Origin of the sequence: uncultured Pelagimonas sp., from assembly GCF_947498515.1 — a bacterium.
In the GTDB taxonomy this organism is placed as follows: Bacteria; Pseudomonadota; Alphaproteobacteria; order Rhodobacterales; family Rhodobacteraceae; genus Pelagimonas.
On sequence record NZ_CANMKO010000017.1, the window covers coordinates 18,332 to 33,165 of the forward strand.

A 14,834-nucleotide genomic window follows, 5' to 3' on the forward strand; every position below is an offset into this window, starting at 1 on the left:
CCATGCAACATAACCTTGTCAGTGACCCCGATATCTTTTTCCGGGCTCCTCAAAGCTTTAACCGTTTTTCGGATCGCCAATTCCTGCGCTACTGTCTGGGCGGTACGCTGTATATGCCGTCAACCCGCGCCGTGATGGATAAGATTGTCGCGCGCCAGATGCCGGATGTGCTGTCCATGGTCATGTGTTTCGAAGACGCGATCCGCGCCGAAGATCTGGGCGCGGGCGAGGCCAATGTCATTCAACAGCTGGGGTATCTGGCCGAACAGGTCCGCACCGGCGCGCTGAGCAATGACGATGTGCCGCTGATTTTCCTGCGGGTGCGATCCACCGAACAGTTCCATAGCTTTGCCGAGAAACTGACGCCTGAGCTCGCCGATATCCTGACCGGGTTTGTGTTCCCCAAGTTTTATTCCAACAATGCGCTGGATTATCTGGACCTGCTGGCAAGCTTGAACCGGAAATTCGACACACCGCTTTATGGGATGCCAATTTTGGAAGGGCGCGCCATCGCCTTTCGTGAAACCCGCAATGCCGAACTGACGGCCTTGCTGGGGATTTTGCGCGACTATCACCAATACATCCTGAACATCCGCGTTGGCGGCACCGATTTCTCGTCTTTCTTTGGCGTGCGCCGCGGGATTGGCTCGTCGATCTATGACATCTTGCCGGTGCGCGATGCGCTGGCCGATATTCTGAACTTCTTTGGCCGTGCCGAAGAGGATTACATCGTCTCGGCCCCGGTCTGGGAATACTTCCTCGCCTATAAACGTGACGATCTGGAAAAGGTCATGCAGATCGATCTGAACCGGGCGCTGCGCACCAATACCGCCATTCTAAATGATGCGATTGATGGGCTCTTGCGCGAGGTCGCGCTCGACAAGGCCAATGGCTTTACCGGAAAAACCGTGATCCACCCATCGCATCTGCGCTATGTGAATGCCATGCAGGCGGTGACACGCGAAGAATACGAAGACGCCTGCCAGATTTTGGACACCTCGGGCGGGGTGATCAAATCGACCAAGTCGAACAAGATGAACGAAATCAACCCGCATCGCAGCTGGGCCCGGCGTATCAGCGCCATGGCCGATGCTTATGGTGTGGTGGAAGACGAGCGTAAGATGCTGGCGCTGTTCCGCGCCGGTCTCGAACCACAAATGAGCGCTGCCGAATGACCATGACAACAGCGGAAACCGCCGTTGGTTCCCTTTCTGATACGGACCGTCTGTTGGACGGGCTTATGGTGCTGGCCGACACACCGCTGTCACCGGTTTTGGCCGCCACAGCGCGGTTGCGGTTTTTGGATTGGATGGGCTGCGTTCTGGCCGGGGCGGCCAGCGAAGAAAAACGCATTGCCCATATGCTTGCCAATGGCGGTGACGGCCCTGCCCCGGTGGTGGGGACCGGGCGCAGCAGCGCGCCCTTAACCGCGGCCTTGATCAACGGCATGTTGTCCCATGTGGTCGAGCTCGATGATGGTCATCGCTATGGCATCACCCATGCGGGCGGCCCGCTTATTGCCGCACTTTTGGCCATCGGGCACGATCCCCGCATGACACCTGAGAGTTTTCTCAAAGGGATAGTGGTCGGATACGAAGCCGCCCTGCGCGTGGCCATTGCCTGCCAACCCGACGCCAAGCTGCGCGGTTGGCATGGGTCGGGGGTGTTTGGTGTGATCGGTGCCGCTGTGGGTGTCGGCGCGGCGCTGGGATTCGACCGGGTGAAAATGAACGCAGGCTTAGCGGCGGCCTGCACTTCGGCCTCGGGGATGGTCAAAGCCTTTTCCGCCGGGTCCGAATTGAAACCTTATAATGCTGGGCAACCTGCCCTGACCGGTTTGGCCGCCGCGATCACCGCCGATGCGGGATTTCCGGGTCCGAGAGGTATTCTCGATGGCGATCACGGCTTGGTCCAGATGGTGCGCGGAACACCGGCGGACCCGGCGGCTTTTGTTGTTCAGGCCCCCTATTGTGTCGAAACCGTTTATCTCAAACCCTATGCCTCCTGCCGCTATTGTCATGCCCCGGTCGAGGCGGTGCTGAATCTACGGGCTCGGCACGGCGTTCAGGCCAAGGACGTGCGCGAGATTCGCGTCGATACCTATAAGCTCGCGGTTCATAAACATGATCACCGCGAGATCGACGGCCCCTATTCGGCGCGCCTTGGCATCCCCTATTGTGTGGGGGCCGCACTGGCGCGCGGAGAAACCGGCATGGCGGCCTTTGCCCCCGAGGCTTTGGCAGACGCAGACACTCTGCGGATCATGCGCGCCACCTATGTCTTTGAGGACCCCGATCTAACGGCGCTTGTCCCGGCGCGCCGCGCCGCGCGCCTTGCCATGACCCTGGTTGATGGCACCGTGATCGCGGACCAAGTTGACCTGCCACGCGGGGAGCCAGAAGTCCCGCTAACCGCCGATGATCTACAGGCCAAATTCACCGATCTGGCACAATTTGCCGGGATGGACGGTGAACGTGCAAAAGCCCTTGCTGCGCAGATTCTATCCCCCCAAGCCGACCTGCGGGCCTTGGCAACTGCGCTATGACCACCTTGAACACACAAAATCCAACAGACCCGGTCTCAAGCGGTTTCCTTGACCGGCGCGCTGCAAACCGCGCGCTCAGAAACAAGACCATCCCTGCCATCAACGGTTGGTCGGCCATCGAAACCGCAGGGACCCGCAGCGCCGCGTTTCGCCCACTGATTGAACAGCTGTTGCAAAACAATCAAATCGAAACGGCGGTCGACCTGCTGCACCGTGCCAGCCGACACATGCCGCTTTCCAAACCCTACAGCCTGCGGCAATTGCAAAGTGTCGCCACTTGGTTGGCCCGCGAAGGGCATTTGAGCGACGCTCTGGCGATCCTGCGAAAATCCGTCAACGCAGATCCTCAAGACCCCGTGCGCCGGACGCAGTACATCAACTTTCTCTACCTGTTCCAGATTGTCGACCCCGCCGAGATTCCCCGGCTTGTCAGGTTTCTGGATGAAGGCTTGCCGCCTTTGGCCATTAGCCGTGCCACCGAGCTTATCTTGTCGGCCGCAGCCTCCCCCGATCAGGCAAAGAATGGCGTGAAACGCGCTTTGCAAGCCGCAGAAAAAACCACGGCATTGCCTCAACTCTTGGCGATGCTCGCAGAGCATTACGCCAGCACAGGGCAGTCTGATAGGTTAGAGGCCTTGCTGGCGCGTTTTCGCCGCCTCTTTTCCACTCAGGACAAAGCGTTCTTCGCTGCTCCGCAATTGGCCGCGCTGGCCCGGGCCGAAAACCGGGTTCCACCCACCCAAATCGCCCAGGCTACCGTGGTCCTGCATCAGCTCGAAGACGGGCAAGAGGCGCTGTTTGCCTTGTTCCGCGACCCAAATATCCGGATTGCCGTGGTGGGCAATTCCCCCAATGCTTTGGGGGCTGGCAAGGGGGCCGAGATCGACGACCATGACGTGGTGATCCGCTTCAACCGGTTCTCCTTGGATTCGCAATATCACGCCGATTTAGGTCAAAAGACCGACGTGGTGGTGCAAACGATCTCGACCTTCCAAGGTCATGCCCACCCGCGTAAGGCAGCCCTCCTCCAAGCCCTAGAGGGCTCACCGCACCGTTTTCTCTGGAAAGCGGGACCACCGGAACTCGACCCGAACCTTGACGTGCTCAAAGAATTCATCGCCAACGGCGTGCGTCTGGCCAGTATGGCAGGTCAAGACTATCATCAATTGAATCTGCTGCTGCGCTCGTCCAGCAGCTCCGGCATCCAAATTCTGTGGACGCTGTTTCAACTGCGCGGCTCTCTGGACAATGTTGGTACCTATGGGTTTTCCTTTGTGGATCAGGTCGGCACAGACCGCGCCCCGTCAAATTATTTCCGCAACGCCGCCCCCAGTTTTGGCAACAATTGGCCCGGCGAGGCCCAGCTTCTGAGAGAACTCAAAGCAGGGACACAACCCGACGAGCTGCCCGACAAGCGCACCGCCACAACAGCCAGCTTTTCCCCCCGAAGCGATTTCCGACCGCTGCGCCTGCGTCTGATCGGCGACCATTCCGACTATCATTGCGGCTGTCAGGCGGTGATGAACTATCTCACGGCATTGATGAAACGCTATGGTGTGCTGGTCGAGGATGACAGCTACGATATTTTGGTGGCCAATGGTGAAGGCTCAATGCATCGCAATCGCCGCAACCATATTCAGAAAATGGAAGCGCTGCGCGCGGCCCTTGATGCGGGCAAGCGTGCCATGCTGATCAACACGGTCTGGCAAGAAAACGATGCGCGGTTTGATGATGTGCTTGGGCAGCTGTCTTTCATCTCGGCGCGTGAACCTCGCAGCCAACAAGAGTTGATCCGCAATCACGGAGTCGAAGCACAGATGTTTCTGGATTGCTCCTACTGGGCCAGTATCTCCAAGCCTGATCGGGTGGAGGATTTCACCGGAAAGACCGTGCTGACAGATTTCTATTCGCAAGAGTTCAACGCCTTTGTAAAGATCACCAGCGGATCTCTGTCCCGGAAAAGCGCCTATATCTCGCTGGCAGACTTTGACTGGCCGGGGCTGGTTCATAGCCTGCGCAGCGCCAGATTGTTGGTCACCGGGCGACATCACGCCTTCTTTGCGGCCTGCCGTGCAGAGATTCCCTTTGTTGTGGTGCCCGGCAACACGCATAAGATCGAGGCGGTGATCGAGGCCTCGGGTGTGGATATTCCAATCTGCCGTGATCCGTCCCAACTGGACGAGGCGATGGCCTGGGCTCGGGCCAACCGCCCCCGGTATCAGGCTCTGTTCCGCTGGATGCGCGCGCAACCCAAACTCGCTTTTCCGGGCCACACTCTATTTCGCAACATGGCGCAGGTGTCATGATGTGCTGTTATTTACCCCACGCGCCAGTCCATCCCACCCTGCGCGTCCCTCATAAGGTGCCACTTCGATGACACATGCCCCCACCACCGTTGCGATCATGCAGCCTTATGTCTTTCCCTATCTAGGGTATTACCAGTTGGCTCATACGGCTGATCACTTCGTCTTTTATGACGATGTGCAATTCATGAAAGGCGGTTGGGTCAACCGCAACAGAATTTCCAACCAAGGCAAGCCGCTGATCTTCACCATTCCGGCGCGCGGCGTGTCTTCGAGCGCGCGGATCATGGATATCGGATGCGGCGTGGACGCGAAGTTTCAAAAGAAATTCCTGCGCCAGCTCGAACAGGAATACCGCAAAGCCCCCCATGTTGAGGCGGTTGTCGACCTTGTCGCCAAAACCCTCTCTGGCCCCCATGAGGGCAATATGTCCAAACTGGCCATCGCCTCGGTGCGCAATGTCTTTGACTATCTCGACCTGCCCCTGAGCGATCAGGTGTCCTCACTCGATCATCCCCGCGCCGATATCAAAGGCTCGGAACGGGTGATTGCCGTGACCAAAGCCCTTGGCGGTCAGCGCTATGTCAACCTGCCCGGCGGCGTGTCCTTGTATTCGACAGATGAGTTTGCCCAATCCGGCATTGATCTGAAGTTCATTCAGGATCAAAGCGCCCCCTACACACAGTTCAACCACCCGTTTATTCCCCGGCTCTCGATCATTGATGTGATGATGCATAATTCCCCCGACAGGCTGCGTGTGATGTTGGACCAAGTTGCTCTCCGGAGCGCCGACGACATGGGCACGCCCGAGAGCGACGATTGATAGGCCCGCCAGCCACAAGGACTTTTCTGATGACCAACCGCCCCACGTCTCAACCCGTCGCCCTTGTTCTGGGTGGCGTCAGCCCGCATATCGCGGTGATTGAACGTCTAAAATCGCTCGGCTACTGGACGGCCCTTGCCGACTACAAAGACGCCCCCCCCGCAGCAGACTATGCCGATGAGCACCTGCAAATCAGCACATTGGATGCAGAGGCGGTGGAACAGGCGGCGCGTGATTTGAACGCCCAGGCGGTGATCAGCGTCTGCCTTGACCAACCCTTGCCTATCTTGGCTCAGGTGCGTCAGGCGCTTGGGATCGCCTCCCCTCTGACCCCTGTGGCGGCGCATCGGCTCACCAATAAGGACGCGATGAAACAGGTGCTGCGCGAGGGCGGCGTTGATACGGCGAAATGGATCATTGCCGATCGCCCAGAGGCGGTGAACACCGATGGCTTGCGCTTTCCTGTGGTGGCCAAACCGGTTGGTGGCACCGGATCGCTTGGCGTTGTTTTTGCGGCGGATGAGGCCGCGTTGACCGAACAGCTCGACCAAAGCTTTGCCATGGCGCGCGGTGGCGATGTTTTGGTTGAGGAATTTGTCGAGGGCATGGAGCTGTCGATTGACTGCATCGTGATCGAGGGAAAAACCCATGTGCTTTTGGCGCGCGAACGCCACAAGACATGGTTCTCGGAGGGGCGCGAAGCCACCTGTCATGCCACCCTCGCCCCGGCGCGACAGACGCCCGAGATTGAAACCTTGATGCAGGAACAGGCCGAGGCCTGTGCCCGCGCCTTTGAGTTGTCGGACGGGCCGATGCTGATCCAATCGATCCTGACACAAGACGGCCGCTTGGTGGTGCTTGAGGTTGCGGGTCGCATTGGCGGTGGCCCCGGTGCCAACCGTGTGGTCGAACTTGTCACCGGCTTTGATTATGTCGGGGCCTCGATTGATCAACAATTGGGCCGGGCTGTGGCCTTTGAGACCAATCCCGATTCACGGGTGTTTTCCGCCAATAATGCCTATGCCTCGGAAGGGGTCTTTGACCGCGTCACCGGCATGGATGCGCTCTTGGCCGACGGATTGGTCGAGGAGCATTACATCTATCGCATGCAAGGCGAAGACATCTCGGATCACCTCTCTGGGCGCAGCCGCGTCACGGCTTTTGTTGTCGCCGCTGAAACCCACGACGCTCTCCGCGATCGGCTGGTGCAGATCTATGATCGTTTGGACATTCTAGACACATCAGGCCGGTCTATCCTGCGCCGCGACATTGGATTGCATCACGACCTATAGCCCCAAGATACAATCTGCGGCTTTGGTTCTCTTTTCTTTTTCACTCAACTGTGGTGTTTTTGAAAACAACGAGAGACGCGCATCGCCTCTCATCCACGATAACAAAGGTGGCTCAGGTCCCCATGACAGCAAAAGCACCCTCCCCCTATCGCGGTCTCCCGGACACGGCCTATTGGCGCAGCGGCGTCGCCAACCGTCCACAGTTTTCGACCGAGGGCCTGTACACGCCCCGATTTCGCATTTCGCGCAAGGCCAAGATTGTCACCGCCGGGTCCTGTTTTGCCCAACATGTTGGCCGCACGCTAAAGAATGCCGGGTTTCGGATCATGGATGGCGAACGCGGTCCCAATGTGCCGGATTCGGTGCTCCAGCGGTTTGGCTATAACCTGTATTCGGCCCGTTATGGCAACGTCTATACCACCCGGCAAATGGCCCAGCTTTTGGCCGAAGCTTTTGATGGTTTTGAGCCCACCGATGCGATCTGGGAAAAGGATGGTCGCTTCTATGATGCGCTGCGCCCGTCGGTGGAACCCGATGGCCTACCCAGCCCCGAAGATGTGCGCCGCCATCGCCAAAGCCATCTGGCTGCGGTCCGCGAGCTGTTCAGCACTCTGGATGTCTTTGTCTTTACCTTTGGGCTAACCGAGGCCTGGATGTCGCAAGATGGCAGCACCGTTTACCCGACCGCCCCCGGCACCATTGCCGGAGACTATGACGAGACGCGCTACAAGTTTCACAACTTTCGCTACAACGAGGTGCTCAACGATTTTCGCGCCGTGCGCAAACGGATCAGGGCCTTTAATCCGCGGGCCAAATTCTTGGTCACGGTATCGCCTGTCCCGCTGACCGCGACGGCGACCGGCCAACATGTCGAAGTCGCCTCAAGTTATTCCAAATCGGTGCTGCGGTCGGTTTGTGGCGCGCTCTATGAAGATTATCATAAAGACGTGGATTATTTCCCATCTTACGAAGTCATCACCTCGCAAACTGCACGCGGCGAAAACTTTGCCCCCAATATGCGTTCGGTCACGCCCGACGGGGTCCAGCGCGCCATGAGCCTGTTCATGCAAGCCCATGACCCAGATGGCAAAGTGGCCCCCAAGAAGACAGGCCCGAAGCCAAAGCTCAAGGCGCCCCCAAAACCAGAGCAAATCGAAGACGACGTTGTCTGCGAAGAAGCCCTGCTAGAGGCGTTTTCCAAATGAACCCACGTATCACATTGGTCGGGAATTCCCATGTCGCCGCCCTGCGGCGTGGATGGGATCACATCAAAGACGGCTTTGACGTCGATCTACAGTTCTTTGCTGCGAACTCCACTCTGTATGGTCAACTTGAGCTATCGAAAGATAAGCAATTTGGCATGCATGACCTCCAGAAATACCACCCCCGCCATGTCTCCTTTCTCAAGGACCACTTCGGTGATGTCACGGTGGATCTCTCCTCATCCGATGCGGTGGTCTTGGTGGGGACTGGAATCCGGGCCAAAGACTTTGTTCGCAACTTAAGCCGGTTCAGCATTGATGGTATTCGTGACATCGAAGGGTTGCCCCCGATGTCGCGTGAGGCCTTTGATAGCTTTGCCCCAAGCATATACCAAAAAGGGCCCTTGCCCGAGTATTGGATGAACTGGTCGGGACCGCGCGTCTATATCTTAGTCCCCCCCATCCCAAGCGTTCACTGCCCCATTGAGGACAAGCGTTACAAGGTCTGGGCTCAGTTTGGCCAGACGGCTCAAAACAACATCGGCTTCTTGCAGCACTATCATGACATTGTGCGCGCCGAACTCGCCACCCAGAACGTCCATCTTATCTCCCAGCCATGGGATATCTTGTCCGAAAACGGGCTGACCCGTGCCCAATACCATGACGGGGCTAAACGGTTGGATGAAACCTTGGCGGACTATGCGGATGACTATCACCATATGAACCCGACCTATGGCGCAAAGGTTCTACGTCATGTTTTGCAAACCGTGCAAACCGACTGTGTGCCCGCCTAAAGGGCGGCACAAGAGCAGAGAGTTAGCGGCCCGCGTCTTGCGTGATGCGCACCTTGATAAAGCCCAAGAACGCCGCGCCCGGACTACGCAGAGCTGGCCGACCTGAGCGATGCCAATAAGAGCGCCATTCGGCCTCAAGCCCGTAGACATCCCACCCCGGGGCCAAGTCGCGGGCTTGCTCCATGGTGCGGGTGCTTAGAATGGGTCCGGCCTCTTGGCCCGGTTCCACAACCACATCGCGCGGCGTAAAGCGCATGAGGTCGCCGGGCTGTTCTTCGATCTGATAGCCCGGCAGATGATCCGCCGCGATCATATCGCGCATCATTTTGCGAAACACCCGGCGGGGACTGGCCGAGCCGGATTTCTTCAACAACGTGTCCACCGAAATGGTCCAGCCCGCTTGGCGCCCGCAATGTTTGCGTGCCAATTCATACACCCGCCGTTCCAAAGGTTTGCGCAGGCGGAAATAATCGCGTGACAGGGTCAGCACCGATTTGGCCTGAATGGCGCGAAACAACCAATCGCTAATCGTGACCTGAACGTTGACCATCCGCCCGCCCTTGCTGCGGCGCTCAATCTGCCAACTTTCAATCAGACCAAACCCGGTGGTGACCTCGCGCCCGCCGGTTTCAATATTGGTGGTGATGCGGGTGCCGGCCAACCGCTCAAACGCGTCACGCAGGCGCTTGTAGCCATCGCCGCTGGTTTCGCGGTTTGTCGCCACCAACAAATCATGCGCCCGCAAAACCAAAGTCCGGGCCACCACCCGCCCGGAATTCAATCCGGCGATCAGCTGGCTGATACAATAGATCAGGATGTCCTTGTCATGGATCGTCGCCAGACCGCGCACCGATGGTGTCACGGTGATTTCAACATCATTATGGGAATACGACAAAATGCGTTTGTCAGGCCGGGTCGAGAGCGAAAAGATCGGATGTTCCATCGTGGCCAGATCATCTTTGGGCAGCGCATCAAAGATGTCGCATACAAAGAAGTCACCCGTCGGATGCCGGTCGGGCAAAAGCCCGGAACCTATGGAGAGGTCTGCCATCTCTCGTGCCTCATTCTGCCCCCAGATCTCATCGTCTGGTTTTGACTGCTCATGTTGTTCTGCGCATTGACCGGTCAAATCCGGACACGGCAGAATCGTGTTTTCATTTACACCAACCTAGAATTATCCACAGGCCGCGTCCACCACTCTGCCCAATTCTCAACGTGGGTTCAGAGTCGCTTTAGCGTGGGTTTAGAGTCGCCCTATCGTGGGATCAGAGTCACCTTGTCAAAATTTGATCCAGAAAAAGAAGTAAATTCAGAGGGGTAGGATGCACAGATACATCCCCTAACTAAGAATATAACAGATTCATAACTAAAAGAAATTTGTCAGCCGCCGATTTTCCTCGGATTGACGCCTTGATTTTGCTTAGAAAAGATATGGATGTTCGCAAATACGTTGCGTGTGACGTGTTTTCCGGTACACTGTCCAAAAGGCGTCACATAAACGCCAAATCAACCAATAAGAGCAGTATATGACAAAGGCAGACAATCGCCCCCCTTATTTTGACATCGATCCAGATATTGCTTTGGCCGACCTTGGCGATCCCATGGCCACAGCCGATTTCAAAAGCATCTCCGAGGCCTGCGCACGTGGGCGCACCGACCTGTCTTCTCGGGGGCATGACGAAAGCGGGCACAAGCAGCTGCGACTGTTTTCCACCTGGGAAATCTGCCGCTATCTGATCCCGGTGGCCCAGGCACATTTCCGGCGGGTGCTGCGCCAAAACCCCGACCTGCCTCAGGGGCGTTCCGAAACCGAAGGCGGCGCCAAATGGTTTTCGCTTGATGAGGTGCTCAAACTGCGCGGGCATTTCGCCGAGGCCGGGGCCAAAGGCCGGAGTTACAAACCCTACCGTCCCAAAGACCTGCCGGCGAAAATCGTGTCGGTTGCCAATTTCAAGGGTGGCGTTGGCAAGACATCCACCGCCGCGCACCTGGCCATGTCTGCGGCACTGGATGGCTATCGCGTGTTGGTCATTGACCTCGACAGTCAGGGGTCGATGACCTCGATCTTTGGCGGTGAAGTTCAGGACGAATGGAAAACCATCTTTCCACTGCTGGCCGGTCATTACGCCCGCCACCTGCGCAGCACCAACCAAGGTCGGATTGATCGCGGCGAAGCCCCGATCCCGCTGGATGAAACGCTTAGCGATGCGGTTGATGTCAGCGCCAGCGATCTAATCCAGAAAACCCATTGGCCCAATATTGATCTGATTGGCGCTCAGCTGAACCTCTATTGGGCCGAATTTCAAATCCCGGTCTGGCGGATGCAAGCGCGTGGTTGGAAGCTTTGGGATGCGTTGACCGATAGCCTTGAGGCCGAAGGTGTTCTGGATGACTATGACATCGTCTTCCTCGATACGCCCCCTGCCCTTGGCTACCTGACCATCAATGGGTTGGCGGCGGCGGATATCCTTTTGGTGCCACTTGGAGCCTCGTTTCTAGAGTTCGATAGCACGGGGCGGTTTTTCGATATGCTGCACGCCACCTTTGCCAGCATCGAAGAGGGCGAGAACATCGCCGCGCGCGCCTTGGGCCATGATGAGCTGGCCTTTGAATGGGATGCGGTGCGTGCGGTGATCACCCGCTATGATGACGCCCAACAGGCCGAGCTTGGCGGGTTGATGCAGGCCTATTTGGGCCGGGTCCTGTCACCGCATCGCCAAAACTTTACCGCGCTGATTGGTCAGGCGGGCGAACAGGTGAATGGCATCTACGAGGCGGATTACCGCGACTTCAACCGCGAGACCTATGCCCGCGGGCGTGAAACCTTTGATGCCACCTATGCGGCGTTCAAATCCCTTTTGATGGGGATCTGGCGGCGCGAAGAGCTTGAGGCACAGGCCTCTGCCAAACCGAAGGAGGCTGTTTGATGGCTCGCCGCAAGCGTTTGACCCCGCCCCGCCCCGACCTTCTAGAGGTCGAGACAACCCCCGTCACCGCCGGCCCACTTTCGGCGCCACCCATCGCACAGGTTGCCGCCGAAGCCGCCTCAACCGCAGCCCTACAAGCCCTCTCGGATGAGATGACCCGTGCCCGTGAAGCCGGGCGTTTCATTGAGGCCCTGCCCTTGGAGGCCGTCGACGCAAGCTATCTTGTGCGCGACCGCCTAGGGGTGAGTGGCGAGGAGCAAGAGGCCTTGGTCGCCTCGCTTAAGGCGCGAGGTCAGCAAACACCAATCGAGGTGGTTGCCCTTGGGGAGGGTCGTTATGGCCTGATCGCAGGATGGCGCCGCCTGATGGCCTTGCGACAGCTGTTTGAGGAAACCGGTGATGCCCGCTTCGCCAAAGTCGAGGCCCGCGTCACCCGGCCCGGAGAGACCGCAGAAGCCTACCGCGCCATGGTCGAAGAAAACGAAATCCGCGTCGGGTTAAGCCATTACGAGCGGGCGCGCATCGCGGTCAAAGCTGTCGAAGAGGGGGTCTATCCCCATGACCGAGCGGCGCTAGATAGTCTCTATTCAAGCGCAAGCCGGGCCAAAAAATCCAAGATCAGATCGTTTGTAAGTCTGGTCCGCCACCTTGATGGCACGTTGCGATATCCCACGGCCATCGGAGAGCGCTTGGGTCTTAGTCTGGTCAAGCGTTTGTCAGAGCATCGGGATTTTTCGGCGCATGTGATTCAGGTGCTGAAACGCGAAAACCCCGCCGATTCAGAGGCTGAACAAACCGCGTTAAAACAGTCTCTATCAGCCAAGACAGAGACGAAAAAACGCCCGGAGAGCCGCCCGAAAACCGAAGAGCAAAGGCAAGACGCGATTGCAGTGCATTGGTCAGACAAATCCAAGGAAATTCGACTGTCAGGCGTCGGGGTCGATGCGGAACTTGCAAAGGAATTGAAGGCTTGGATAGAAAGTAGATCCTGCCGGTCTTAATAAAATCAAATGGTTACGTGATAATGTTTCGCGCGCGAAACACAAAGGGCCCCACAAATTGGCGGGGCCCTTGTTTGTCTGCCGGTATCAATAGGTATTTAGGAAGGTGTAGGCATAGCGCCGCAAGCTTCCATAGCGGTTTTCAATTTGTAGTTCACCGGCCCGTACCGCAAGGGATGTGTATTCATCTGTCCCGCTGGTGCCCGTGAGTGTGTCGGTGTTGAGATTGTCCATGCGCGATCCGGCGGCCAATGTGTGCAACAACATTGATGGGCCTGTATCAAAAGAGAAGAGACCGCTATGGGGGGCCTGCGGGTATAGTGGATCGACTAGATTGATCGCAAACATGCCACCGGCACTTGGGGTTGGGACGTAGCCAACGGAATCCCCGGCAATATCAATGCTTCCAGACATCAAACAGGGGGCCGTCACTGCGCCGTCGCTGCCGCGCAAAGTAAGGGCGTCCTTGAAAGAGGAGCCGTCGCTGCTGACGCGAAAATGAAAGTCCTCATCCCCTGTCAGGCCAATTTCTGCACGTCCAGACCAGTTGGATTGAAACACCATCGACGCCGTATTTGTTGGCCCGGCTTTGTTGATCGTTAGGCGATGATCGCTGCCAGCATGGGTTAGCAAGGCCGCATCCGACGCAACGGCTAAGCGGTTGGTGGCATCTGAAGTTGTACCAACCCCGACCCCCTCAAGGTTTTGCAACTCCGGCATGATCGGCAGCCAAACACCGGCGGAATAAACCTTGAGCTCCGAGGCCTGCATATCCCAGGCGCGCCAGCCATCCTTTGGGGCTAGAAAGGTCCAGGCATTGGTGTTGTAAACTGCCAATTGTCCCCCCTGCCCTGCCCAAACCCCGGTCGGAGCAAGGCCCAAGGCATGAATCTCACCATCTTCGGGAGCTGGCGGAGCTTCGGAGGCGTTAAAGCTTTGAACGGCCATCTGCACCAAGGTGTCCAGCTGGCGCAGGGCCTCGTTATGAGTGACATGTTTCTGAGCCTGAGACGGTAACAGGTAAGGAAGCGACAGGTTGGCGGAAAGGTCAGGCATGTGAAACTCCAGCTTGCTGTAAGGGGCCGTGATCATGGGCGGGTTGCCCGTTGATTGACCAATAGCAATGCAAGTCTTATCGGTTTCCAAACCCACCGTACGTTGCCCTTTGTGCGTTAACAAAACGCCGGGACGGATAAGTGTCATGAAAAAACCTTGGCGCGATCACAAAAGCACCCGTCTGCGTTGATGTCTGGCAATAAGATTGGCAAGGTCGCGGCTCACGCTATTTCGCGTTTGTTTCGGCCGGTAACGACAGAAGTGTAAACGACCATGTTGATAGAACAGACATCCTTGCCGGGAGTATTGCTCCTGACACCTAAACGTTTTGGCGATACGCGTGGCTTTTTCGCAGAAAGCTGGAACCGTCGCACTCTGGAACAGGCCGGTGTGCATCTCCCTGAATTTGTCCAAGATAACTATTCTCTGTCTCATGGGGCGGGGACTCTGCGCGGGCTGCATTTTCAGGCCCCTCCCCATGCACAGGGCAAGCTGGTGCGTTGTGGACGCGGTGCGTTTTATGATGTTGCGGTGGATATTCGCCGCGGGTCACCAACCTATGGGCAATGGGTTGGCTATGAACTGTCTTTTGAAAATGCTCGCCAATTGTGGATACCGCCGGGGTTCCTGCATGGCTTTGTCACCAAACGCTTTGACACTGAGATCCTGTACAAATGCACCGACTACTATGCGCCCGAATGTGATGGCGCGGTGCATTGGGACAGTCTGGGGATTGATTGGATCGGTGAGGGGCGGTTAGAGACCGCTCCGCTCTTGTCAGACAAGGATGCCGGCGCAATTGCCTTCAAGGACTTCGAGAGTCCGTTTGATTGGGAAGGCTAAGAGATGAAGATATTGGTAACGGGTGGTGCAGGTTTTATTGGGTCTGCG

At 57.3% G+C, this 14,834-nt stretch carries 12 protein-coding genes; 10 read left to right on the forward strand and 2 right to left on the reverse strand.

Features of this window, described 5'->3' with window-relative positions; all coding sequences use genetic code 11:
- Nucleotides 1-2: 2 nt before the first annotated feature.
- From Q1A43_RS21725 to Q1A43_RS21755, 7 genes are all read left to right on the forward strand, one after another.
- Entirely contained in the window at nt 3-1,175 is a 1,173-nt protein-coding gene (locus tag Q1A43_RS21725) for an HpcH/HpaI aldolase/citrate lyase family protein (RefSeq protein WP_299938879.1), read from the forward strand.
- Nucleotides 1,172-2,545: an MmgE/PrpD family protein gene (locus Q1A43_RS21730; RefSeq protein ID WP_299938880.1), complete on the forward strand. Its 1,374-nt coding sequence runs from the start codon at nt 1,172-1,174 to the stop codon at nt 2,543-2,545. The genes Q1A43_RS21725 and Q1A43_RS21730 overlap by 4 nt, the downstream gene beginning before the upstream one ends.
- On the forward strand, nt 2,542-4,851 hold the full coding sequence (locus Q1A43_RS21735) for a glycosyltransferase family 29 protein (protein ID WP_299938883.1): 2,310 nt from the start codon (nt 2,542-2,544) through the stop codon (nt 4,849-4,851). The genes Q1A43_RS21730 and Q1A43_RS21735 overlap by 4 nt, the downstream gene beginning before the upstream one ends.
- A 67-nt stretch (nt 4,852-4,918) precedes the next feature.
- Complete coding sequence (locus Q1A43_RS21740; protein WP_299938886.1) at nt 4,919-5,671, forward strand: WbqC family protein; 753 nt, start codon at nt 4,919-4,921, stop codon at nt 5,669-5,671.
- 29 nt (nt 5,672-5,700) lie between these two features.
- Nucleotides 5,701-6,963 (forward strand): ATP-grasp domain-containing protein, encoded by a 1,263-nt coding sequence (locus Q1A43_RS21745; RefSeq protein ID WP_299938889.1) that lies wholly within the window; start codon nt 5,701-5,703, stop codon nt 6,961-6,963.
- A 122-nt stretch (nt 6,964-7,085) separates the two neighbouring features.
- Complete coding sequence (locus tag Q1A43_RS21750) at nt 7,086-8,168, forward strand: GSCFA domain-containing protein (protein WP_299938891.1); 1,083 nt, start codon at nt 7,086-7,088, stop codon at nt 8,166-8,168.
- Nucleotides 8,165-8,959, forward strand: coding sequence for a hypothetical protein (locus Q1A43_RS21755; protein ID WP_299938894.1), 795 nt, complete (start codon nt 8,165-8,167; stop codon nt 8,957-8,959). Before Q1A43_RS21750 ends, Q1A43_RS21755 begins: the two co-directional genes overlap by 4 nt.
- Nucleotides 8,960-8,981: 22 nt before the next feature.
- Here Q1A43_RS21755 and Q1A43_RS21760 read toward each other — a convergent pair whose 3' ends face one another.
- On the reverse strand, nt 8,982-10,010 hold the full coding sequence (locus Q1A43_RS21760) for a replication initiator protein A (RefSeq protein ID WP_299938896.1): 1,029 nt from the start codon (nt 10,008-10,010) through the stop codon (nt 8,982-8,984).
- 475 nt (nt 10,011-10,485) lie between these two features.
- Between Q1A43_RS21760 and Q1A43_RS21765 the strand changes: the two genes are divergently transcribed.
- Nucleotides 10,486-11,886: an AAA family ATPase gene (locus tag Q1A43_RS21765; RefSeq protein ID WP_299938898.1), complete on the forward strand. Its 1,401-nt coding sequence runs from the start codon at nt 10,486-10,488 to the stop codon at nt 11,884-11,886.
- Nucleotides 11,886-12,887, forward strand: a complete 1,002-nt coding sequence (locus Q1A43_RS21770; protein ID WP_299938901.1) for a ParB N-terminal domain-containing protein — start codon at nt 11,886-11,888, stop codon at nt 12,885-12,887. Before Q1A43_RS21765 ends, Q1A43_RS21770 begins: the two co-directional genes overlap by 1 nt.
- 87 nt (nt 12,888-12,974) lie before the next feature.
- Here the strand turns inward: Q1A43_RS21770 and Q1A43_RS21775 are convergent, their stop codons facing one another.
- Complete coding sequence (locus tag Q1A43_RS21775; RefSeq protein WP_299938903.1) at nt 12,975-13,943, reverse strand: DUF2793 domain-containing protein; 969 nt, start codon at nt 13,941-13,943, stop codon at nt 12,975-12,977.
- A gap of 273 nt (nt 13,944-14,216) precedes the next feature.
- Here Q1A43_RS21775 and rfbC point away from each other — a divergent pair, with 273 nt between their 5' ends.
- Complete coding sequence (rfbC, locus tag Q1A43_RS21780; protein ID WP_299929921.1) at nt 14,217-14,786, forward strand: dTDP-4-dehydrorhamnose 3,5-epimerase; 570 nt, start codon at nt 14,217-14,219, stop codon at nt 14,784-14,786.
- Nucleotides 14,787-14,834 lie beyond the last annotated feature (48 nt).

Coding starts and splice junctions, on each gene's coding strand:
- Q1A43_RS21750 (WP_299938891.1), top strand. CDS start 7,086: ATGACAGCAAAAGCACCCTCCCCCTATCGCGGTCTCCCGGACACGGCC.
- Q1A43_RS21760 (WP_299938896.1), bottom strand. CDS start 10,010: ATGGCAGACCTCTCCATAGGTTCCGGGCTTTTGCCCGACCGGCATCCG.
- Q1A43_RS21765 (WP_299938898.1), top strand. CDS start 10,486: ATGACAAAGGCAGACAATCGCCCCCCTTATTTTGACATCGATCCAGAT.
- Q1A43_RS21740 (WP_299938886.1), top strand. CDS start 4,919: ATGACACATGCCCCCACCACCGTTGCGATCATGCAGCCTTATGTCTTT.
- Q1A43_RS21755 (WP_299938894.1), top strand. CDS start 8,165: ATGAACCCACGTATCACATTGGTCGGGAATTCCCATGTCGCCGCCCTG.
- Q1A43_RS21745 (WP_299938889.1), top strand. CDS start 5,701: ATGACCAACCGCCCCACGTCTCAACCCGTCGCCCTTGTTCTGGGTGGC.
- Q1A43_RS21775 (WP_299938903.1), bottom strand. CDS start 13,943: ATGCCTGACCTTTCCGCCAACCTGTCGCTTCCTTACCTGTTACCGTCT.
- Q1A43_RS21725 (WP_299938879.1), top strand. CDS start 3: ATGCAACATAACCTTGTCAGTGACCCCGATATCTTTTTCCGGGCTCCT.
- Q1A43_RS21770 (WP_299938901.1), top strand. CDS start 11,886: ATGGCTCGCCGCAAGCGTTTGACCCCGCCCCGCCCCGACCTTCTAGAG.
- Q1A43_RS21730 (WP_299938880.1), top strand. CDS start 1,172: ATGACCATGACAACAGCGGAAACCGCCGTTGGTTCCCTTTCTGATACG.
- rfbC (WP_299929921.1), top strand. CDS start 14,217: ATGTTGATAGAACAGACATCCTTGCCGGGAGTATTGCTCCTGACACCT.
- Q1A43_RS21735 (WP_299938883.1), top strand. CDS start 2,542: ATGACCACCTTGAACACACAAAATCCAACAGACCCGGTCTCAAGCGGT.